The sequence below is a fragment of the Desulfoscipio sp. XC116 genome (genome assembly GCF_039851975.1).
Lineage (GTDB): Bacteria > Bacillota > Desulfotomaculia > Desulfotomaculales > Desulfallaceae > Sporotomaculum.
Genome location: NZ_CP156660.1, coordinates 1,368,906 through 1,391,771, shown reverse-complemented (window position 1 = coordinate 1,391,771; position 22,866 = coordinate 1,368,906). Strand labels below are relative to the sequence as shown.

The 22,866-nt window shown below is 49.6% G+C and carries 12 protein-coding genes and 3 rRNA genes; 2 read left to right on the top strand and 13 right to left on the bottom strand.

Annotated elements, in window-relative coordinates; all coding sequences use genetic code 11:
• Window positions 1–62: 62 nt before the first annotated feature.
• Complete coding sequence (locus tag ABDB91_RS06560) at window positions 63–533, bottom strand: hypothetical protein (protein WP_347490795.1); 471 nt, start codon at window positions 531–533, stop codon at window positions 63–65.
• A gap of 399 nt (window positions 534–932) precedes the next feature.
• Here ABDB91_RS06560 and rsgA point away from each other — a divergent pair, with 399 nt between their 5' ends.
• Window positions 933–2,012, top strand: a complete 1,080-nt coding sequence (gene rsgA / locus ABDB91_RS06555; RefSeq protein WP_347490794.1) for a ribosome small subunit-dependent GTPase A — start codon at window positions 933–935, stop codon at window positions 2,010–2,012.
• 154 nt (window positions 2,013–2,166) lie between these two features.
• On the opposite strand, the gene rrf is transcribed toward rsgA, so the two are convergent.
• The 4 genes from rrf to yunB all read right to left on the bottom strand — a co-directional run bounded on the left by rrf (window position 2,167) and on the right by yunB (window position 8,505).
• Window positions 2,167–2,281 (bottom strand): 5S ribosomal RNA (gene rrf, locus ABDB91_RS06550).
• 219 nt (window positions 2,282–2,500) lie between these two features.
• Window positions 2,501–5,449, bottom strand: a 23S ribosomal RNA gene (locus tag ABDB91_RS06545).
• Between the two features lie 306 nt (window positions 5,450–5,755).
• A 16S ribosomal RNA gene (locus ABDB91_RS06540) occupies window positions 5,756–7,289 on the bottom strand.
• Together the 16S, 23S and 5S rRNA genes form the textbook arrangement of a ribosomal RNA operon.
• A gap of 562 nt (window positions 7,290–7,851) precedes the next feature.
• Window positions 7,852–8,505: a sporulation protein YunB gene (gene yunB, locus ABDB91_RS06535; RefSeq protein ID WP_347490793.1), complete on the bottom strand. Its 654-nt coding sequence runs from the start codon at window positions 8,503–8,505 to the stop codon at window positions 7,852–7,854.
• A 350-nt stretch (window positions 8,506–8,855) separates the two neighbouring features.
• Between yunB and ABDB91_RS06530 the strand changes: the two genes are divergently transcribed.
• The gene (locus ABDB91_RS06530) at window positions 8,856–11,168 is read left to right on the top strand and encodes a penicillin-binding protein 1A (protein ID WP_347490791.1); all 2,313 of its coding nucleotides are present in this window, start codon (window positions 8,856–8,858) and stop codon (window positions 11,166–11,168) included.
• A 128-nt stretch (window positions 11,169–11,296) separates the two neighbouring features.
• Here ABDB91_RS06530 and ABDB91_RS06525 read toward each other — a convergent pair whose 3' ends face one another.
• The 8 genes from ABDB91_RS06525 to ABDB91_RS06490 all read right to left on the bottom strand — a co-directional run bounded on the left by ABDB91_RS06525 (window position 11,297) and on the right by ABDB91_RS06490 (window position 22,821).
• Window positions 11,297–13,666, bottom strand: a complete 2,370-nt coding sequence (locus tag ABDB91_RS06525) for an endonuclease MutS2 (protein ID WP_347490790.1) — start codon at window positions 13,664–13,666, stop codon at window positions 11,297–11,299.
• A gap of 42 nt (window positions 13,667–13,708) precedes the next feature.
• The gene (locus tag ABDB91_RS06520) at window positions 13,709–16,240 is read right to left on the bottom strand and encodes a DUF3656 domain-containing protein (protein ID WP_347490789.1); all 2,532 of its coding nucleotides are present in this window, start codon (window positions 16,238–16,240) and stop codon (window positions 13,709–13,711) included.
• Window positions 16,241–16,272: 32 nt separating this feature from the next.
• Window positions 16,273–17,226, bottom strand: coding sequence for an NGG1p interacting factor NIF3 (locus ABDB91_RS06515; protein ID WP_347490788.1), 954 nt, complete (start codon window positions 17,224–17,226; stop codon window positions 16,273–16,275).
• Window positions 17,227–17,292: 66 nt separating this feature from the next.
• Window positions 17,293–17,910 carry a DNA-3-methyladenine glycosylase gene (locus tag ABDB91_RS06510; RefSeq protein WP_347491546.1) on the bottom strand — a complete coding sequence of 206 codons (618 nt, stop codon included), beginning with the start codon at window positions 17,908–17,910 and terminating at the stop codon, window positions 17,293–17,295.
• Between the two features lie 233 nt (window positions 17,911–18,143).
• On the bottom strand, window positions 18,144–18,410 hold the full coding sequence (locus ABDB91_RS06505; RefSeq protein ID WP_347490787.1) for a cell division protein ZapA: 267 nt from the start codon (window positions 18,408–18,410) through the stop codon (window positions 18,144–18,146).
• Window positions 18,411–18,664: 254 nt separating this feature from the next.
• The gene (gene pheT / locus ABDB91_RS06500) at window positions 18,665–21,085 is read right to left on the bottom strand and encodes a phenylalanine--tRNA ligase subunit beta (RefSeq protein WP_347490786.1); all 2,421 of its coding nucleotides are present in this window, start codon (window positions 21,083–21,085) and stop codon (window positions 18,665–18,667) included.
• Window positions 21,086–21,240: 155 nt separating this feature from the next.
• Window positions 21,241–22,263: a phenylalanine--tRNA ligase subunit alpha gene (pheS, locus tag ABDB91_RS06495; protein ID WP_347490785.1), complete on the bottom strand. Its 1,023-nt coding sequence runs from the start codon at window positions 22,261–22,263 to the stop codon at window positions 21,241–21,243.
• A 465-nt stretch (window positions 22,264–22,728) separates the two neighbouring features.
• A complete protein-coding gene (locus ABDB91_RS06490) occupies window positions 22,729–22,821 on the bottom strand; it encodes a YqzL family protein (RefSeq protein ID WP_347490784.1) in 93 nt (30 codons plus the stop codon).
• Window positions 22,822–22,866 lie beyond the last annotated feature (45 nt).

The following is a 22,866-nucleotide window of genomic DNA, read 5'->3' as shown; positions in this document are numbered from 1 at the left end:
ATTGCCCCCTCGGACCTAGTAACCTGGTATTAAGTCAAGGTGTTCTTAAAAAGCTGGATTAGTCATGAGATTTCTTTATTAACCAAGCGACGTTGAAAGTAGATAAAAACCGGTAACGGAATTATAATCCAGCCAAAGCTTTTAATAAGATTATTCTTGGCTCTGTTAGCTTGCTTTTCTTTTTCCGCTAAAACCATTGCTTCATATTGTTGTTTTAGTTTTTCTTCTGAAGGACTTGCTTGTTTATCTATTGTATCCGTACCAGCGTGTTTTTCAACATCGAAACGTTTAAATTCCTCAAAGGTTTGGTGGTAGGGAACAGGTGCCACTATATCGGCTATTGCCATAAAAACTCCCACACTTCCGCCGATAGTCATCATCAATGTGGCGAATAAAACCAAATATATATAAATATTTTTAACCACTTCTCTCTCCCCCTTATTCTTTTCAGCCTTAAGTTCTGTAGCTGCTATAATAACGACAAAAACAACAATAACCAGCACGGCTCCAATGCAAAGCAATGAAAAAATCATTATTCAACCCCATCTTAGCCAAATATTTTATTACTAGGAACCTCTAGACTAATAATACACTATTTAGCAAACCAATTGTAGATAAAATTTAAAGGTCGCATATTACAAAAACACCCGACACCTTGGTTAGCCCATAGTTCTTTCAAATATATACGGCTTGATAAGTTCCTTGGCAAGTAAAATTATCTTGTACTAAGCAGCGGCATTCAATTTCATCAGTGGCAAAAAATTTAAAAATCATGTATACTATTGGCGATTATAACGAAAGGGGATATTGATTTATGTATAAAACAACGGATATTGCAGCCATTGTATATAACAGGGAGGTGCGTGTAAAGTAAAATAAACACATAAAACCTCCCAAAGAGTGATTTAATCATTTTTGAGGAGGAAAATGTATTGACGGATAATATTTTAATAAAATATGGCATAAGCGAACGCTTTATACAGGAAGCAACTTTATATCCAAATTTGGTTATGGGCCGAATTTGTTCGCAATACAAGAATTTATACCAAGCAGTTACCCACCGGGAAAATGTTTCGGCAGAAATATCCGGTAAGTTTCGATATGCAGCCGCCCGCTTATCTGATTATCCTGCGGTGGGAGACTTTGTGATGCTTGACCGCAGTGATAATAAAAAAGGAAATGCAATTATTCACCATGTTCTCACCAGAAAGAGTTCCTTTGAGCGCAAAGCGATAGGAACGGAGAACGGCACACAAATAGTGGCAGCAAATATTGACACAGTATTTCTCTGCATGGCACTGAATAATGACTATAATCTGCGGCGGTTGGAGCGCTACCTATCCATCGCATGGGATAGCCGCGCTGTGCCTGTAGTTGTGCTAACCAAATCTGATATTTGCCAAAACTTACAGGAGAAGTTAGCACAGGTTTCGTCTGTGGCAATTGGCGTAGATGTACTGGTCACTTCGGCTATGCCGGAGAACGGATACAAAAGTATTCAGTTATATATTAAACCCGGCAAAACTGTAGCTTTTATTGGCTCCTCCGGTGTGGGTAAGTCTACACTAATTAACCGTCTGGCAGGTGGGGAAATCCTGCAAACCAGCGATATCCGCAAGGATGGTAAAGGCAGACATACCACTACGCGGAGACAGCTACTGCTTCTTCAAAACGGTGGAATTGTCATTGATACACCCGGAATGAGAGAGCTGGGGGTTGAAAGTGCTGATTTATCAAGAGCATTCGCAGATATTGATAAGCTATCTAAGCAATGCAAATTTTGTGACTGTTCCCACCAAAATGAACCGGGGTGCGCAGTGCAGAGAGCTATCCAAAATGGTGAACTTACGGAAAAACGATTGGAAAGCTACCGAAAACTTAAAAAAGAAGTAAAATACGATGGAATGAGTTCAAGGCAAATTGAGACAGAAAAAATTAATGCCATGTTTTCCAGTATGGGTGGTATAAAAAACGCCAGGAAATTTATCAAAGCAAAAAGTAAAAAAAGATAAGGAATTTCCGTACTGCAGTAATTACTATTGCAAAAGGCCAAAAAATCTAAACTGATTTTTTGGCCTTTTCAAGGCAGATGAAGCGTCATCATTGCTTCCCATCAGTATGATAAAACCCCCCGGCAATAAAACCAGGGGGTTTGCTTAAAATTAATTCCGGCGACGACCTACTCTCCCAGGGCAGATGCCCAAGTACCATCGGCCTCGAAGAGCTTAACTTCCGTGTTCGGGATGGGAACGGGTGTATCCTCTTCAGTATGGTCACCGGAAAACTTTATAAACTTTTAGGAAACCTCATTAAACTATGTCACGTATATTATCTAAACATATTGCTTAGGTATTTGTCAAGCAGTTCCCTCAAAAATGCACAGCTAAGCAAGTTTTATTTCAACAAGTAAACTATCTTGTATCCGGCAGCAGTATGGTTGGTTTATCGCCTAACGGCAACCAACCGCCAACTTCCGTAACAAAATCAGAGCACCGAATTTAAGGTCAAGTCCTCGACCTATTAGTACCGGTCCGCTGCACACATTGCTGTGCTTGCACGCCCGGCCTATCTACCTGGTAGTCTGCCAGGGGTCTTACTCCATTAACTGGATGGGAAACCTTATCTAGAGGGGGGCTTCGCGCTTAGATGCCTTCAGCGCTTATCCCGGCCGGATTTGGGTACCCAGCGCTACCGCTGGCGCGATAACTGGTACGCCAGTGATCCGTCCATCCCGGTCCTCTCGTACTAGGGACAGCTCCTCGCAAGTTTCCTGCGCCTGCGACGGATAGGGACCGAACTGTCTCACGACGTTCTGAACCCAGCTCACGTACCGCTTTAATGGGCGAACAGCCCAACCCTTGGGACCTACTACAGCCCCAGGATGCGATGAGCCGACATCGAGGTGCCAAACCTCCCCGTCGATGTGGACTCTTGGGGGAGATAAGCCTGTTATCCCCGGGGTAGCTTTTATCCGTTGAGCGACGGCTCTTCCACGCGAATGCCGCCGGATCACTAAGCCCGACTTTCGTCCCAGCTCGACTTGTTGGTCTCGCTGTCAAGCTCCCTTTTGCCTTTACACTCTATCCGCGCGATTTCCAACCGCGCTGAGGGAACCTTTGGGCGCCTCCGTTACTTTTTGGGAGGCGACCGCCCCAGTCAAACTGCCCACCTGACACTGTCCATGGAGCCGATTCAGGCTCCGGTGTTAGAATTTCAATATCACAAGGGTGGTATCCCAACGGTGGCTCCGTTAAGACTGGCGCCCTAACTTCTCAGCCTCCCACCTATCCTGTACATGCAATACCAAAATCCAATGTCAAGCTGCAGTAAAGCTCCACGGGGTCTTTCTGTCCTGTCGCAGGTAGCCGGCATCTTTACCGGCATTACAAGTTCGCCGAGTCCCTCGTTGAGACAGCGCCCAAATCGTTACGCCTTTCGTGCGGGTCGGAACTTACCCGACAAGGAATTTCGCTACCTTAGGACCGTTATAGTTACGGCCGCCGTTTACTGGGGCTTCGGTTTAAAGCTTCGCTTGCGCTAACCTCTCCCCTTAACCTTCCAGCACCGGGCAGGCGTCAGCTCCTATACGTCATCTTGCGATTTAGCAGGAACCTGTGTTTTTGGTAAACAGTCGCTTGGGCCTTTTCTCTGCGACTCCTTCATGCTCTGACAGTTAATGTCTTTACACTAATGGAGTACCCCTTCTCCCGAAGTTACGGGGTCATTTTGCCGAGTTCCTTAACGAGGGTTTTCTCGCGCGCCTTAGGATTCTCACCCCACCTACCTGTGTCGGTTTGCGGTACGGGCACCTTAGAGCCTCGTTAGAGGTTTTTCTTGACAGTTTGGGTGCAGCCACTTCGCTACTTGTTTTCGCTCCCCGTCACTTCTCAGGCTTCTTGAACCGCGGTTTTGCCTGCGGTTCGCCCTACGAGCTTGGACGCGCTTTTCCATCCGCGCGCTTGGCTTGCCCTGCTGTGTCACCCCATCCTTATAACGGCTTTAAGGTGGTATCGGATTCTCCACCGATTGTCCATCGCCTACGCTTTTCAGCCTCGGCTTAGGGCCCGACTTACCCTGGGCGGACGAGCCTTCCCCAGGAATCCTTAGGTTTTCGGCGGGCAGGATTCTCACCTGCCTTTGCGCTTACTTATACCGGCATTCTCACTTCCCATCAGTCCACTACTCCTTACGGTATAGCTTCTATCCAATGGGAACGCTCCCCTACCAATTCATTGCTGAATTCCGCAGTTTCGGTACCGTGCTTGAGCCCCGTTACATTTTCGGCGCAAGGTCACTTGACCAGTGAGCTATTACGCACTCTTTAAATGGTGGCTGCTTCTGAGCCAACATCCTGGTTGTCCGGGCAACCTCACATCCTTTGCCACTTAGCACGATTTAGGGACCTTAACTGGCGGTCTGGGCTGTTTCCCTCTCGACTACGAATCTTAGCACCCGCAGTCTGACTCCTGTACTTTAATAGTCCGGCATTCGAAGTTTGATTGAGTTCGGTAACCGGTGAAGGCCCCTAGCCCATTCAGTGCTCTACCTCCGGCTATTTTGTACAAGGCTAGCCCTAAAGCTATTTCGGGGAGAACCAGCTATCTCCGGGTTCGATTGGCATTTCACCCCTACCCACACCTCATCCACCGCCTTTTCAACGACGGTTGGTTCGAGCCTTCACGAGATGTTACTCCCGCTTCACTCTGGACATGGGTAGATCACCCGGTTTCGGGTCTACTTCAGCGTACTATGACGCCCTTTTTAGACTTGCTTTCGCTGCGGTTTACGGCCTTGATCAGCCTTAACCTGGCACGCTAAAGGTAACTCGCCGGTCCGTTCTACAAAAAGTACGCCATTACACGTTAATTGTGCTTTGACTGGTTGTAAGCGTACGGTTTCAGGTTCTGTTTCACTCCCCTCCCGGGGTGCTTTTCACCTTTCCCTCACGGTACTTGTGCACTATCGGTCGCTAAGGGTAGTTAGCCTTGGAAGGTGGTCCTCCCTGATTCCCACGGGGTTTCTCGTGTCCCGCGGTACTTGGGATGCTCTCTGAATTGACTTGCCTTTTCGCCTACAGGGCTGTTACCTTCTGTGGCCCGCCGTTCCTGGCGGGTTCGGCTAAGGTTGTCAGTCCGTTGTGAGAGTCCCGCAACCCCTATTCCGCACGCGAAATAGGTTTAGGCTGGCCCCGGTTCGCTCGCCGCTACTTGGGGGTTCTCGGTTGATTTCTTCTCCTCCGGTTACTTAGATGTTTCAGTTCACCGGGTGCCCTTCTTATGTCTATGTGTTCAACATAAGATGTTACCTCGTTACTGGTAACGGGTTGCCCCATTCGGAGATCTACGGGTCTATGCCTGCTTGCGGCTCACCGTAGCTTTTCGCAGCTTACCACGTCCTTCATCGGCCCTTAGCGCCCAGGCATCCACCGTACGCTCTTTCTAGCTTGACCTTTTGGTCTTCGGCGTCTTGTGCTTTTTACCTGTGCTTTACTTATACTTGCTTGCTTTCGCTGTGCAGTTTTCAAGGAACGTGCGGAGTTTTGCTTTCGGGGCTTGGCTGACCTTTTTTAGCGGTTGTCCAATGCCTTCGGCTTATCCGTTTTTTTTAATTCGGAGACTGTTTGCGACGCCTGACTTTTGTCTGGCGTCGCTGTGTAGTCCCTCAAAACCAAACAGTGCGTTTTATAGAGATGTCCGACCTAGGATTTAGGTGGTGGGTTATGGCTATACCAGTAACCACCACATAATCTCCTTAGAAAGGAGGTGATCCAGCCGCACCTTCCGATACGGCTACCTTGTTACGACTTCACCCCAATTACCGACCCCACCTTCGACGGCTGTTCCCTTTACAGGTTAACTCACCGGCTTCGGGTGTTGCCAACTTTCGTGGTGTGACGGGCGGTGTGTACAAGGCCCGGGAACGTATTCACCGCAGTATGCTGACCTGCGATTACTAGCGATTCCGACTTCATGCAGGCGAGTTGCAGCCTGCAATCCGAACTGGGACCGGCTTTCTCGGGTTCGCTTCACCTCGCGGCTGCGCGTCCGTCTGTACCGGCCATTGTAGTACGTGTGTAGCCCAGATCATAAAGGGCATGATGATTTGACGTCATCCCCACCTTCCTCCGTTTTGTCAACGGCAGTCCCTTTAGAGTGCCCAACCTCACTTGATGGCAACTAAAGGTAGGGGTTGCGCTCGTTGCGGGACTTAACCCAACATCTCACGACACGAGCTGACGACAACCATGCACCACCTGTCTTCCTGTCTCCCGAAGAAGAAGACTGTGTTTCCACAGCTGGCAGGAGATGTCAAGACCTGGTAAGGTTCTTCGCGTTGCGTCGAATTAAACCACATACTCCACCGCTTGTGCGGGCCCCCGTCAATTCCTTTGAGTTTCAGCCTTGCGGCCGTACTCCCCAGGCGGGGTGCTTATTGCGTTAACTGCGGCACTGGAGGGGTCGATACCCCCAACACCTAGCACCCATCGTTTACGGCGTGGACTACCAGGGTATCTAATCCTGTTTGCTACCCACGCTTTCGCGCCTCAGCGTCAGTTACAGGCCAGGGAGCCGCTTTCGCCACTGGTGTTCCTCCCAATATCTACGCATTTCACCGCTACACTGGGAATTCCACTCCCCTCTTCTGCACTCAAGCCCGACAGTTTCAATCGACAGCTACCGGTTAAGCCGATAGGTTTCACGACTGACTTGCGCAAGCCGCCTACACGCCCTTTACGCCCAGTAATTCCGGACAACGCTCGCCCCCTACGTTTTACCGCGGCTGCTGGCACGTAGTTAGCCGGGGCTTCCTCCAAAGGTACCGTCATTTGTTTCTTCCCTTTGGACAGAGTTTTACAATCCGAAAACCTTCATCACTCACGCGGCGTTGCTCCGTCAGGCTTGCGCCCATTGCGGAAGATTCCCCACTGCTGCCTCCCGTAGGAGTCTGGACCGTGTCTCAGTTCCAGTGTGGCCGGTCGCCCTCTCAGGCCGGCTACCCATCGCGGCCTTGGTAGGCCGTTACCCTACCAACAAGCTAATGGGACGCGGACCCATCCTGTAGCGGTTTGCACCTTTCTTCATCCGGTTATGCAACCAGATGAACTTATCCGGTATTAGCACCGGTTTCCCGGCGTTATCCCAGGCTATGGGGCAGGTTATCCACGCGTTACTCACCCGTCCGCCACTTGGTTTAGCAAGAAGTAAACTCCTCGCTAAACCCCGTTCGACTTGCATGTGTTAAGCACGCCGCCAGCGTTCGTCCTGAGCCAGGATCAAACTCTCCATAAAAGTTTATGCTAAGCGGGTTTGGTCTGCTTTAGGCTGCCCAGCCTTATTGGGCTGGATGACTTTATAGCAGCTTGTGCCCGTTTGCTTTTTAAGTGAGTTTAATCTGCTCGTTTTATGATTTACTCGTTTATTCGTTTGCTAAAAACCGCTGCTGTTTGGCTTTGGCTTTTAGCTTCGTTTGACGAGGTTTGATTGGCCGCCGTCGCTTGGCTCGGTTATTAATAACCAACCACGTCCGGCGTCCGTTTCCATCTCTTTGCACTGTTTAGTTTTCAAGGACCTTATTACTTGACCGCTTATTTAGCGACATTTGTTATTTTATCACTTTAGAGCATTGATGTCAACAACATTTTAAGAATCTTTAGCGCTCACATCACGGCTCACAGCGACTTTTATATATTAGCACCTACATAGTTAGCTGTCAATACTTTTTTAGCTGCTAATGGTATTATTATTGATTTATCAGCTTTTATACATAACTAACACATTTTCTATTAGTTTTAAATATTAATGCTAACCGCTATACTATATATTGATCCTCAACGTGCCTCCCCAACTCACTTTACTTATTATCAACCCCCAATACGCCTCCCGGTATATTAATTACGGCTTCGGGAACATCCCCCACAATAATGCTTTCCGCCACGGGAACTTTGGTCGCAACTTTAACCTCACCACTGCGCAGCGGTATTACTACCCGCACCATCGTTTTAAAATCCAAATATATTTTATGCCTGGTTTGATTAATGCCAGCCTGTTCAAAACAATCCTGTACACTTACGCTAACCGTACCCATTGGATAGATCCCAACCTTTACATGTGGTCCCATTTTGGCGAATATATAACTGCCCAACATCTGGCCCATAGGCACTGACACTTGTTTCGCATTTAAACCCTGTAATTTATCCTGCACTTCCAATGTAATATCGGCAGCCATTCGGTTTATCCATATAGTATTAGCCTGCATTAACGCCACCCGGCCATTATAGTCCCGGTGCACCGTTATAAAGTCCCGGTAGTCAATATTACCACTGGAAACTTCTCTTTGCACAGTTTGATTAATCGCCTCCACAGCCATGTGGGTTGCTTCGATCTCAGCAATAGAAAAAAGCGTCGGACGCACCCGCCTATCCAGGAAAAAATAAACCGCTACTATTAATAAGAACAATGATGTAAAAAGTAATATTTTTTTTACGGGTCTCTTCCTTCTAAACACCAGGTCACCTCCGTTTTCCACAACGGTCTATGTTATATCTATATGGAACAACAGCAAAAAAAAAACCGAATATTTTTCGGGTTAAAGCATAATACGTATAAATTTTCTTTTATCGCTTTAATTATCGTACCCTGCACGGATTTGTTTTTTGACCCCTTCTAATTATTACCAACCGCTCATCGACGCCGAACATCTTAATTATTACTCCTCTCCTTGCCTCAATCTTTAGATTGTATCAATATGCAAGATCAGTTACAGGTGGCAATTTCTGTGCTAATACTTTTGTTAGTAGTATGGTATAATTGCGTTTATAAACTAGGGTGAGAATTCCCTAAAGGAGGGAATATTGTTTGACCGCAAAGAAAAAACGCAAAAAAAGAAAACTCAATCCTACCAGGTTTATACTGTTTATACTTATTATACTTTTTTTAATTTCAGCCGGTGCTTTAGCAGGATTGCTATTGGTAAGCATAAAAGATTTACCTGCATTTAATGAAGCAAATTTAATACCAGCCACCACCACCCAGATATACGACAGCAATAATAAGCTGGTCACCCAAATTGGCGTAGAAAACCGGACTCAGGTTTCATTAAACAAAATTCCATTGCATGTTCAGGAAGCTTTTTTAGCTGCTGAAGATCATCTTTTTTATAAGCACCACGGCATAAGGGTTGAGTCCATAGCCCGGGCCGCTATTAACGACGCCTTGCATATTATTGGCATGGAACGCAATTTTCAGGGCGCCAGCACTATTACCCAACAATTAGTTAAGCTATCGTTTTTAAACCCGGAAAGGACTATCAAAAGAAAGATTCAGGAAGCCATTTTATCCTTTAAAATGGAGAATAGGTACTCCAAAGAAGAAATTCTGGCCATGTACTTAAACCGGATATATTTTGGCGAAGGAGCCTACGGCGTACAGGCCGCGGCCCAAACTTACTTCGGCAGGGATGCCGGTGATTTAACAATAGCCCAGGGGGCTTTACTGGCGGGATTGATTAGATCACCCAATAACTACTCGCCCTATCAAAATATGGATGCGGCCATATCCCATCGCGACCAGGTACTGGACAATATGTACCGTTATAATTTTATCAGTGAAGGAGATTACCAACAGGCCAAAACGGAAGAGGTTGAATTAAAACATAGCGACCCCAGTGCCAGCAGGTACCCCTACCCGTATTTCGTGGATTACGTTACTGAACAATTGGCAGATAAGTTTGGTGATGAGAAGGTCTTTAGGGGGGGATTGAAAGTATATACCACCCTTGACCCACAAATTCAGACTTATGCGGAAAAGGCTCTGGCCAACAATGCTAATTTCCCGGCTTCCCAAAAAGATAGCAACGGAGTATTGCAGCCTCAAGGAGCTATGGTAATTATGGACCCCGGGACCGGTGATATTAAAGCACTGGTGGGCGGTCGGGAACATACTCACCAAAGATCGCTGAACAGAGCCACCATGTCCCCCAGACAGCCCGGCTCGGCCATTAAACCAATCCTGGCCTACGGCCCGGCCATTGAGTTCATGGGCATGGCTCCGGCCAGTGTCATCGACGATGCACCGGTCACTTACAACAGTTACGGCAACTATTCGCCGCGAAACTCAGGCGGCGGTTATAGAGGCTTGATCACCTTGCGTACGGCACTCACTCATTCAGTTAACATTGCAGCGGTAAAACTGCTCATGGATCATGTTAAAATTCCCAACGCCGTTAAGTTTGCCGCCCAAATGAACATTAATATTGACCCTACGGGACCGGCCATAGCATTGGGCGGATTAACCCACGGGGTAACACCGATACAATTAACGGCCGCGTACGCTACCTTTGCCAACAATGGCATATATAACAACCCCACATCCATTTTACGCGTGGAAGATTACGACGGCACTGTCTTATTTGAAGCGGAGCAGTCTCCCCACAGAGCCATGAAAGAAACTACAGCTTATTTAATGACTGATATGATGAAATCGGTTGTTCAATCAGGTACCGGCACAGGTGCACAAATCGGTCGTCCAGCGGCAGGGAAAACAGGCACTACCGACGAGGGTAAGGATATATGGTTCGCCGGCTATACCCGCGACCTGGTGGGTGTAGTATGGATCGGTTATGACATTCCGGTTAAGATGCCCACCAGCTATGGGGGTACATATCCCGCTAAAATATGGCGAGAGGTTATGCAGCAGGCGCACCAGGGGATTGAGTCCCGTGATTTTATCAGACCGCAGGGTCTGACATCGGCCACCGTGGACAGCAAGTCGGGACTTTTGCCCGGCCCCAATACACCACCGGAGCACATGGTGACCGATCTGTTTGCATCCGGCACCGTGCCGACTAAAACTGATGATGTGCATGTATTAACCGAGGTTTGCGCTACCACGGGTTTACTGCCCAACCAGTATTGCCCGGAAAGAATTACCCGGGTAATGCTTAAGCTGCCATATACCGTATCACCTGCGGTAGCAGATTATAACCTGCGAGTGCCAACCAAAATTTGTGATGTACATGGTGTGGACAGCTTTGTGACACCTGAAGAGACTGACGATGCAGAAGAAAGCATGTCCAACCCTGAAAGAGACGATAGCAATGAACAACCGATAGAAACGCCTTTCAAGCCGAATAGCGGGCGTTTTTCAAACAATACTGATAACGATGAATAGGAACCCCCTGCTTCTATAAGTGGGAGTCTTGGAATTTGATAAACCTTAAAACCCTTAACCCGGCACCGGTTAAGGGTTTTTATCGATAATATGCAATTAGTGTAATAATGATATTGTCTAAAAATTAATTACCTTAATTCCACCACAGTTACCCCGCTGCCTCCTTCACCTGATTCCCCCAAACGAAAAGTTTTGACCCCACGATGTTCCTTCAGCAATTGCTGTACCGCAGAGCGCAGTGCCCCGGTGCCTTTGCCATGTACCAGCTGCACCATCGGCAGCCCGGCCACGCAGGCATCGTCCAGGTACTTTTCCACCTCAGCCAGCCCTTCATCTACCCGCATGCCGCGCATGTCCAACCGGGGAGATATATCCCTGGCCTTTTGATGTACTAACTGGCCAACACCGCCAATACGCCGTGGCCGGGCATTCTCTTTTACAGGGACTCGGTGCAGTTCCCGGCGGGCTATGGTCATTCTAATCATACCCACTTGCACCTGTACTTGATCGTCCTGACCGGGTGCCTCCAACACCACCCCCCGCTGCCCGTATTTAGGTATAAAAACTTCATCGCCCGGTTTTACATCGGCCACAGCTTCAGAGGAATACTCGGGAATATCAATGGGTGCTTTAGCATTAATTTTAGCTTGCAGCTGCCTAAGCCGCTGCCTGGCATTATTTATGGATTGCTCCCGGCTATGGGTCGTTTGCTCTTTAAGCGCAGCCCGCAGCTCTTCAACCATTTGTTCGGCTTCCAGTTTAGCCTTTTTCACCATTTCCCTGGAATCAGCTATTGCACGGGAAATAATCTCATCCTTGCGCCGGCGTATTTTTTCCGCCCGGAGCATGTATTGTTCCCTATATTGCTCGGCTTCCAGGCGGATTTTTTCCGCCTCAGCCTGCTCCCGCTCCGCCTGTAAGCGGGCTTTCTCCAATTCCCGCATCAGATCGGCTACCTGTACTTGTTCTTCGGTTAAAAACCCTCTGGCACTTTGCACCACGGATTCGGACAATCCCAGCCGCAGCGCTATTTCAAAGGCATTGCTGCGTCCTGGCCGCCCAATTAACAGCCGGTAGGTTGGCTGCAGAGTTTTTATATCAAACTCCACACTGGCATTTTCCACCCGCTCATTGGCAAAAGCATAACTTTTTAATTCTCCATAGTGAGTGGTAGCCACCACCTTGGACCCCTGCTGCCGCAGTTGATCCAGAATAGCCCGGGCCAGGGCGGACCCTTCGGTAGGATCAGTACCCGCACCCAGTTCATCAAGCAGCACCAGGCTTCTGCTGTCCGCCCCGGCTAATATTTTTACAATATTAGTGGTATGAGAAGAGAAAGTACTCAGTGATTGCTCAATACTCTGCTCATCGCCAATATCGGCAAATACCTGATCAAACATACCAATTAACGTACCATCGTCAGCGGGCACATGTAAACCAGCATGAGCCATGAGCACCAACAGCCCCACCGTTTTAAGAGACACCGTTTTGCCGCCGGTATTGGGTCCGGTAATCACCAGCATGTCGAATGCCTCACCCAGCTGAATACTGATGGGCACAGCTTTCACCGGCAAAAGGGGATGTCTGCCCTGCCGGATATCCAGTTTGGCGCCCGGGACAATTCGCGGTGCCCAAGCATCCAGACTATCGCTATAGCGGGCTTTGGCCATAATAAAATCCAGCCTGCCCAGGTTCTCCAGGGCATACAGCAGCTCTTGGGCCTGCCCGCCCACTGCGGCGGATAGCTCCGTTAAAATGCGGACAATTTCTTGTTTTTCTTCCGCCATGAGCGCACGCACTTCATTATTGGCCTCCACCACCGGCATGGGTTCAATAAACAGGGTAGCCCCGCTGGCCGACTGATCGTGCACGATACCGGGCAGTTGCGACCGGTATTCCTGTTTGACAGGTACCACATAACGGCCCTCTCGCATAGTCACAATGGGATCCTGCAGGTATTTTTGATAGCTGGTCGACCGAATAATTTCATTAAGGCGATCTTTGATCCGCTGCTGGCCCGCCGTTAGGCGACGCCTGATGTTAAACAAGCGCTCCGAAGCCCGGTCCAGCACCTCACCGCCGGGGGCAATAGCGGAAGCAATCCTTTTTTCCGGTTCTTTAAAATTACCCAAACCCTGAGCTATTTCATTTAAACGAACATACCTGTCCTGCCGCTCGCTGAAAAAACTCTTTATGTGCCTGCAGGCCATTAGCGTTTGCAATACATGCCATAACTCCTGTGGATCCAAAAGGGCTCCCCGCTCACTGCGGCGGGCCTGCTGCCGAACATCATTCCACCCATCCAAACGCGCGGTGGGGTCCAGGCGCAAAAGTTCCCTCCCCTCGGTCACTTCCTCCAGAGCAGTTACTATTTCATCCCGATGACCGTAGGGGATTAAATTATAAATCAGCTCCCGGCCTGGTTCCGATGCCGCAAATAAGGCTAATTTTTCCTTGACCTTGTTGAATTCCAGCCTTTTTAAATTGCGTTCGTCCATAATCTCTCCCCGCTTGTATGACTATTATATAAACCAATTACCTTAATCCATTACGCCCCTATAATAATGCCCCCGGGTGAAGCCCGGTCCCCCTTGCACCATTTTCTGCATGACGGCTGTTAAATCCGGCAGCCGGTCAGGAGAATTGCGCAGGCTATCCAAAACCCACCGGTAAGTTTTAACGGTACGTGCCACATAATTTTGGTCTTCCCGGCGGGCTTCAACTCTCAGTACAGCAGGGCCCGCTTGCACCAGATAAGGAAGGGTGTCCAGAAGGCAAAGTTCCCGAGAATTATATATATGCATCAGACAGTGTTGATCCGTTTCCACAGGGAAAACCACTCCCTTACGGTCCAGCAGTGCAAAGGAAGCATCGCGGCACCGCATGGAACAACCGCTGTCTTCATCTTTACCGCCCAGCACGCTGCCTACCGCGCAATAACGGGATATCATCAGCGGTAAAGCGCCATGCACGATAGCCTCGGTAGCCACCGGAGAGCAACCGGCCAGGCATTTGACCTGTTCGCCGGTAAGTTCGGGGGACAGAGTAACCCGGCCGATCCCATGTTCCATTAGAAACGCCCCACTTTGGCGATTAAACACATTCAGTGAAAAATCGGCAACCAGGGGCAAACCGGTCAATTGGCGCAGTACAGGCAGCCAGCCATAAGAGGCAATCATTATACCATCCGGTTCTGTCGCCAGTAAAGACTTTAGAAATGGTAAATACCGTTTCAATTCCCGGTCATGGGCAATGCGGGGTGTGGTTAAATAAAATTCAACTCCGGCATCTCTGCAAAACCGCCGGACCCGTTCAATTTCATCTACTGTTACATTGCTCCTGCTCCTGAAGCGGTCGCCACTGAAATACAAGAGTTCGGCACCGCTTTCCAACGCGGCCCGCGCCTCCGGGGCACCGCCCACCGCTGCGGCCAGCACCGGAAATTGCTCAACCCGCTCGATTTCCTCTTTATCTAAAACAACAGACAGCTTATGTTCTATGTCGGCCCCAGACAGCGGTACCGGTTTACGTAATGCGGCCCTGGCCGCCGCTATCTGTTCCACCACCTGCCGGCGCACATCGTTAATTTCCCGGACCGGGATCATTGCATTGTCTCCCAGGTCACAGGCTAATTTATTTAAGGCAAAGGGAGTATTGCCCAGCCGGTCCAGCTGTTCGGCCAGAAACTCCGCTGTCAGCGGCCTCTTTTGAGCAGTCTGGGTCACCGCCCCGGTAGCGGCACGGGCGGTAATCCCTTGTGGATCAGCCGCTTCCAGCAGCATTGGCTCACCCACATGCGCCCGCACTTTAAAATCAAGTGGAATGCACCGTGTTTCCCGGCTGGAGGAGTATGTTTGCACAGCATTTTCCATCAACCGCACATCATTGGTCTTAAATACCCGGTCCCCAGGCCGTATATGCCCCTTTAGCTCCACCACCACTGTACCGGCATCAGCAAACGAAGTTTTTTTCCCTTCCACGAAAATTTGATTTACCTCGGTGCCTACCCGGCCTCCCCGGGTCACCCACACTTCTATACCGTCGCCAACCCTAAGCGGGGCCTCAAGCTCTATCTCCGCCCGTCCGGCCTCACGATTATAAGAGCGCACCCGGCCAAGCCTGACACCCCGGTTGTTGGGCCTTTTATAGCTCATCAAATCCCGTCCGGGCACACCAAAAAAGTAACCCGTGGTAAAGTCACGGTTAAATATCTGGGTCAGCTGCCCACTTTCTTCCCCGGTGACGGCATATTCTTCCCCTCGGGCTGCCCGGTCAATTAAAGAACGGTATATTCTGGTCACTGTGGCTACATATTCGGGGCGCCGCATTCTCCCCTCTATTTTAAATGAATCAATACCCGCCTTGATTAAATCCGGAATATGCGCGCTGATATTTAAATCCCGCGGGCTGAGCAGATAGTTGCCCACCTTTTCGTAATCAGCCAGCAGCTTACCATTATCGTCCACCAGGCGGTATTCCAGGCGGCAAGGCTGAGCACAGCGGCCCCGGTTGCCGCTGCGCCCGCCGATCATGCTGGACATCAGACACTGCCCGGAATAGCATACACAAAGGGCCCCGTGAACAAACGTTTCCACCTGTACACCGGCCCGTTTGCGTATTTCCCGTATCGATTCCAAATCAAGCTCACGAGCCAGCACAATACGCTTAACGCCCGCATCCCGCAACAACAAAGCCCCCGGCACATTGTGTGCCGTCATCTGGGTGCTGGCGTGTAATTCCAGCTCCGGTATCACCCGCCGGGCCAATCGAATCAGCCCCAGATCCTGCACGATAGCGGCATCGGCACCCGCATTATAAATAGTGCGCAAAAAACATACGGCTTCCTTAAGTTCAGTGTCAGCCAACAGTATATTCACTGTGACATAGATTTTTACGCCGCGTACATGGGCATATTCTATGGCTCCGGCTAATTCTGCATCGTCAAAATTAGCCGCACTGCGTCGGGCGTTAAACCGCCTGCCACCCAGGTATACAGCGTCCGCACCGTTTTGCACGGCCGCCACCAGCGCATCCCGGCTGCCCGCCGGTGCCAGCAATTCAGGTTTTCTCATGGTTAAATCCTGCTCCTTGATTGTTGGCTGTCTTAATTGCGTTTATGCCTGATTAACCCCGAACAAGGTATAATCTCCACACCCTTTTCCTCCAGACCGTCCAGCAGCAGATTAACACCCAGCGAGTCACTGGCCATATGCCCGGCAATAATCACGTTGACATGGTTCTTTTCCGCTTCTTTGCGATGCTTTTCCCCGATATGCATGACCAACAACGTACCTACCCCGGCCTGGGACAGCTTGGCGTAGGCATCCGCGGAACCGCCTGTGCCTCCGGTCATATCCACCAGTACTTTACCGGCCCGCCGGTCTTTACTGCCTACAACAATATTTGGCCCGGCGTTATATTTAGCGGCCTCGGCGTATTCAGGTATTTTTTTAAGCATTTTGAGTACATCACCCAAAGTATCGGGTTTTTCCGCATCCATCAGCTCCTGCAAATAGCTGGTCACCTGATTATCAGCCACGGTATGAGCGCACATCAGCGGTAAATTGAGGATTCTGGCCACATCCACCGCCCGGTTATGGTTTAAAGGCATCAAACCTCTCTTGACTTCATTAATACGAGAAACCATGATACCCTCTGCCACATTGATGGGCACCCCGAACTGAGCCAGTATGTCCTCCTGCAGGTGCATAACATCGTGCAGCGCCGCCAGTGCTTTACCCTCGGGGTGGTGGGACATAATCAAGTCCACTTTGGCCCCCTTATCCGCCAGACGATCCGCCAGCAGCACTTCACCCGCTTCAATGTCAATGCCCACCAACATACGTTTTACTTCCGTCTCCGGATTACCGTAAAGCACCCGGGTATCGCTGTAAGGATTAGCCAGACGATCGGTGTCGAAATCTTTTTTTTCTTCTTCCTTTAAGTCATTGTAACGTTTCTTAATCAGAGACAAATCGCGAGCCACTGCTTCGGCTCCCCGGGGATCTCTCTCCATCCCCCTGGCTACTACGTATTGATATATTTCACTAATCCTCATTATTGCCACTTCCTTTTTAGATATTTTATACTTCGCCGGGCAACGTAAAAAGCAGGAAATATTTAGTTATTTCCTGGACACGTACCCGTTATTCTGCAGATAAAAGCGCAGCGGCAGCTCCGCTCCCTCCTTAATACCAATGCGAGTGGTAGTGACAACGGGCGCCTCCGCATTCCTCGGGCTAATATATAAATCACCCACTGTCAAATCCAGCCGGTTGTGCTCCCGGACAATGCCCATCGCCTGTGTCAATTTGGCGGGGCCGGAGCAAAGCTCCCGCAGGCCCGACCGGCCCCGTCGCTGCTGCATCAGCGCTATGCCCAGCGCAGGTTCCAGCGCGCGCACCAGCACCGCCTCACCTACCCCCTCGGGGGCGGAAACCACATTAAAACAATAATGCATGCCATATGTAAAATAGACATAAGTATAACCGGGCGGCCCGAACATAACGCTGTTGCGGGGCGTCATTCGCCGGGCCGCGTGACAAGCCGGATCGCCCTGCAAATAGGCCTCGGTTTCCACGATTCTCCCGGCTGTGATGCCCTGGGGAGTGCGGTGCACCAGTATACAGCCCAGCAATTCACGGGCTACGGTAACCGTATCCCGAGCGTAAAATTCCCGGGGCACGGCGCTGTCCAGATTCCCGGAAGCAAGGGAAAACTCCATCTGCGGCGGTTTACCCATGCTATCTTTTTTGCTTCGGGTAGCCGATTTCCGTGACTTGGCTCCCGGCTTTACAGTGGCATCTGAATATTTTATCTTAGTCATTTAAGAACACCTATATAATTTATATTGCCGCATAGATGGGCGTAAAGTAATCAATCCTTTCCCAACACCACCTACCAATATCACAAAATTAATTTACCCTTAAAAATATAAAAAAACTCATGAAGCCCACTCCATGAGTACATGGGTAACTATTTTTTTTGCTTGCTTTCGGGTTCCAACATATGCATCAAGTTATCGTATTCTTCTCGCAAGTCAAATAGTTCTTCGGTTATATTCAGTGATACCAGAATTGCGGCTTTATACAGGGAAAGCCTGGGATTGCGTCGCATGATCTGTTTAATTCTCTCGTCCACATATCGAGACATTTTAAACATATTCTCCGGCGTAGTATCTCCCTTTAGAGTATAACGTTCTCCGTTTATCTCCACATCTACCCGGTTATGCTCATCTGACATGGACAGGCCTCCCCAGCAATCATCCGCACATTTGGTAAATAATTCGGCATATATTGCTTTATTCCTGCTGCTGAATATTATATTTTTAACTTTTTTGTCAACGGAAGCATTGTACAAAAGATGCAGCCGCAATATAGGCAAGTGTTTATAAAATTTCCCTTATAATAAACGGGCAGTTGGCTTGCAGCTGACAAGCAAGCTCACTGCCAGTAACCAATAACCAGCTAATACAGTTAAACTTCGCCTGTAACCCGCTATTTCCTTAGGGCTGCCCCATAATTCTTTTGCAAAGCAGTCATAATGGCATCGGTTTTTTTAGCCACTTCCTCATCGGTAAGCGTGCGGTCCACAGCCTGAAATTTCAGAGCAAAAGCCATGCTGTGCCGGTCCGGCGCAAACTGTTCGCCCCGGTAAATATCAAACACTTGCACGCCACGTAAAATAGCACCGCCCGCCCGATAAATTGTTTCCATGATTTGCCGGGCCGGTATATCTTTCAGTATCACTATAGCCAGATCTCGTTCCACTCCGGGAAACTTAGGCAGCGGTTGATACTTTTTAGGTGCCCCCGCAGCCCGAATAAGCCGGTCAAAGTTAAGCTCCATTACTGTCACCCTTTGACTCAGGTCATAGTTCTCCTGTACGTCGGGATGCAGCTCACCAATCACGCCCAGTTCCACATCACCGGCCAACACGCCGGCAACCCGCCCGGGATGAAAGCCTCTGACATCAACAGCGGGAACGTAAGTTACATCCTTTATCCCCACATAGGACATCAATGCTTCCAGAATACCTTTCAAGTAATAGAAATCCATTGATGTGGGTCGTGCATTCCAGCCGCCCGGAGTGACTCCGGTGACAGCGGCCGCCAGAACCGACACCTCTTCGGGCAAAGGTTCCCCTTCCCGTGGATAAAATGCCCTGCCCAACTCATAAACAGCGCCATCCTTAACCCGACGATTGCTATTGCGCTGCAGCACCTCCAGCAGACCGGGGAACAACAACGTGCGCATTACAGCCTGTTCTTCGCTCAGCGGGTTTTGCAGAGCAACTACCTTCCGGTATGTATCATTCTCCGGCAGCCCCAGCCGGTCAAATACCCGGCTGTTGATAAAACTATAGGTGATTACCTCATTAAACCCGCTCCGGGCCAAAAAATCCTTTACATGCATAGCCAACCGCTGGGCAGAAGTTCTGGTCCCCTGAGTAATTGCACCGGTGGGCAGAGTATTTTTTACCCGGTTATACCCGTACAGCCTAGCCACTTCTTCTATCAAATCAGCCTCAATGCCAACATCAGGCCGGTGACCGGGCACAGTAACCAACAGTCCCCCCATATCCTCCCGTACTTTAAACTGCAGGCGGGTCAGGAGAACGCTTATTTCAGAAACCGCTAACTCGGTATCTAGAAGACTGTTGACCCGCTCGGGACGTAACAGCACGGTTTTCTCCACTGCGGGCTCGGGGTAGTTATCTACCACCAGGTCTACTACTTCGGCCGCTCCCATTTCGGCCAGCAGCGCGGCGGCCCGATCAGCGGCCCGCAGACAGCCCGTTTGGTCGATGCCCTTTTCAAAACGGGAAGAAGACTCGGAGCGCAACCCCAGATCCCGGGAGGTGCGCCGCACGCTCACGGGTTTAAAGTACGCCGACTCCAGCAACACGGCCGCAGTCCCCTCCGTCACCTCGGACTCCAGGCCGCCCATTACCCCGGCCACCGCCACCGGCCCGTCCGGGTCGGTGATAGCCAGCATATCCGGGGTAAGTTTTCTGACTGCCTTATCAAGAGAAACAATAGCTTCGCCCGGATTCGCCCGACGCACAATGATATGGCCGTTTTTAAGCTTATGATAGTCAAAGGCGTGCATGGGCTGGCCCATTTCCATCATCACATAGTTGGTCACATCCACTACGTTACTGATAGGCCGCACACCGGCCGCCCGCAGCCGCTCCTGCATCCAGCTCGGCGAAGGCCCAATCTTAACATTTTTAAGCAAGCGGGCCACATAACGGCGGCATAAGTCAGCGTCATCAATATCAATCCGTACCCTGTCCTCCGGCCCGGGAGGGATAGCGAAAAACTCAGCGGCAGGCATCTTCAACGGTTTTTGCAAGATAGCCGCCACCTCCCGGGCCACGCCCAGCATGCTCATGCAGTCGCCCCGGTTGGGAGTAAGTTCAAGCTCCAGCACGACATCATCCAAGCCGATTAATGGCTTTACATCCACGCCTATGGGCGTGTCTGAAGGCAATATCATGATGCCATGCCGCTGGTCTTCCGGCAGTATATCCGGGTCCAAACCCAGCTCCGCACCGGAGCAAAGCATTCCTCGAGATTCCACCCCGCGCAGCTTAGCCTTTTTGATAGTCAGACCACCGGCCAGCTTGGCACCCACCACGGCCACGGGTATTACATGACCCTCCCGTACATTGGGGGCCCCGGTAACAATTTGGGTTTCTTCCCCACCTACCGACACCTGGCAAATTACCAGCTTGTCCGCATTGGGATGCTTATCTATTTTTAGTATTTTACCGGTATAAACCTTTTCAATGCCTTTGCCGGGTTCTTCCATGGCTTCCACCGCCAGGCCCGCCAAAGTCAAAGACTCGGCCAGTGTATCCGGGGTTACATCTATATCTACATATTCCTGTAGCCATTTAAAGGAAACGCGCAACGATTTTGACCTCCTCATATGCTCTTTTTAACATCATAGTTACCATAATTTATCCGAAAGCCGATCATCGCCAAATTCCGCTAATAATAGAAATCCAATCGACGAAACGAACATCGCCCTGTCATAGCGAAGAACTATAACGATGTGATTTTCCCTTAAAACTGCGCTAAAAAACGCAGGTCGTTCTCAAACAGCAGCCGCAGGTCGTCTATCCCGTATTTAAGCATAGTAATGCGCTCCACACCCATACCAAAGGCAAAGCCGGTAACTTCTTCCGGGTTATAGCCCGACACTTCCAATACCCGGGGATGCACCATGCCGCAACCCAATATTTCCAGCCAGCCTGAATGCGAGCACACCCGACAACCCCGGCCGCCGCACATGACGCAGGAAATATCCACCTCGGCGCTGGGCTCGGTAAAGGGGAAGAAGCTGGACCGGAACCTGGTTTTAGTAGCCGAACCAAACATTTTTTCAACAAACACTTGTAAGGTACCTTTTAAGTCGGCAAAAGTCACCCTGCGGTCCACCACCAATCCTTCCACCTGATTAAACATAGGCGAATGAGTAGCATCATCATCCCGGCGGTACACCCGACCCGGTGCAATTATACGTACGGGCAATGCGGGCGCGGTACGTTCCATTGTACGCACCTGTACCGGCGAAGTGTGGGTGCGCAGCAGCACCTCGGGGTTAATGAAAAATGAATCCTGCATATCACGGGCCGGGTGGTCTTTGGGTAAGTTTAACGCCTCAAAATTATAATAATCCGATTCGATTTCCGGCCCTTCTTCAATGGTGTAGCCCATACCCAGGAAAATATCCTCTATTTCCTCCTGGATAACAGATAAAGGATGCCTGCGCCCCGTCATAATAGGAGTACCGGGCAGCGTAACATCAATTCTCTCGCTCTCAAGCTGTACTAATTTGATTTTTTCCTTAATTTCGGCTGTACGGCGTTCTAAAATATCCTCTATCTGCGAACGCACTTCATTGGCCAGCTGACCTATTATCGGCCGCTCCTCGGCGGACAGAGAACCCATCCCCCGCAACACGCCCGTTAACAGCCCTTTTTTACCTAAAAAGCGCACCCGAATGTCGTTTAATTCCTCCAGATCGCCCAATTGAGATAACGCCTGCCGAGCCTCGGATAAAATATTCTTTAATTTTTCCTGCATTTGCTGTTCCCCCTCTTACAACCATGATGGATACTAATCAGAACTCATGAAAATTAATATTCCTTCAACAATTTTTAGCTTTAGCCACCTGCCTGCGAGCTTAGCAGTGCTATTAATATGCAATACTTTTTACCATAAAAAAGCCAATTGTTTAAATTTTCATCATTATTCCATCTCATGTAGACAAAATAAAAAACCGCCCCAAGGGACGGATTAATCCGCGGTACCACCCTAATTTTGTGCATAAAAACTCAACAACTCGGCCCGGGCGAAGATAAATTCGACCCGACTCCCGGTAACGGCGGGAATCCGGCTACACCTACTGAAAAAACGTTCAGCTGCAGTTCCGGGGCGAATTTGGGCGGATTGCACTTAATGAGGCTCCCAGTCCACGACCCCGTCTCCCTGGAAGGCAAATAGCCGCTTACTTATCCCCTTCATTACCATTTGAGTATCTATTCTACACTAGTGGACGGCAAGTCTTCTGTACAGCATGTATGCCCGGATGGAACCCGTTGCTTCAAACAGCCTCCAAAAAAAATCGGCGGTTAAAAACACTTAACCACAACCTTTCCCTCATTTTTTGGGGACCTTTATTCGAAT

What these genes read in the sequence shown, in the direction of transcription:
- ABDB91_RS06560 (WP_347490795.1), bottom strand. Translation starts at nt 533, where the DNA reads ATGATTTTTTCATTGCTTTGCATTGGAGCCGTGCTGGTTATTGTTGTT.
- ABDB91_RS06525 (WP_347490790.1), bottom strand. Translation starts at nt 13,666, where the DNA reads ATGGACGAACGCAATTTAAAAAGGCTGGAATTCAACAAGGTCAAGGAA.
- ABDB91_RS06520 (WP_347490789.1), bottom strand. Translation starts at nt 16,240, where the DNA reads ATGAGAAAACCTGAATTGCTGGCACCGGCGGGCAGCCGGGATGCGCTG.
- ABDB91_RS06515 (WP_347490788.1), bottom strand. Translation starts at nt 17,226, where the DNA reads ATGAGGATTAGTGAAATATATCAATACGTAGTAGCCAGGGGGATGGAG.
- ABDB91_RS06510 (WP_347491546.1), bottom strand. Translation starts at nt 17,910, where the DNA reads ATGGGTAAACCGCCGCAGATGGAGTTTTCCCTTGCTTCCGGGAATCTG.
- ABDB91_RS06505 (WP_347490787.1), bottom strand. Translation starts at nt 18,410, where the DNA reads ATGTCAGATGAGCATAACCGGGTAGATGTGGAGATAAACGGAGAACGT.
- pheS (WP_347490785.1), bottom strand. Translation starts at nt 22,263, where the DNA reads ATGCAGGAAAAATTAAAGAATATTTTATCCGAGGCTCGGCAGGCGTTA.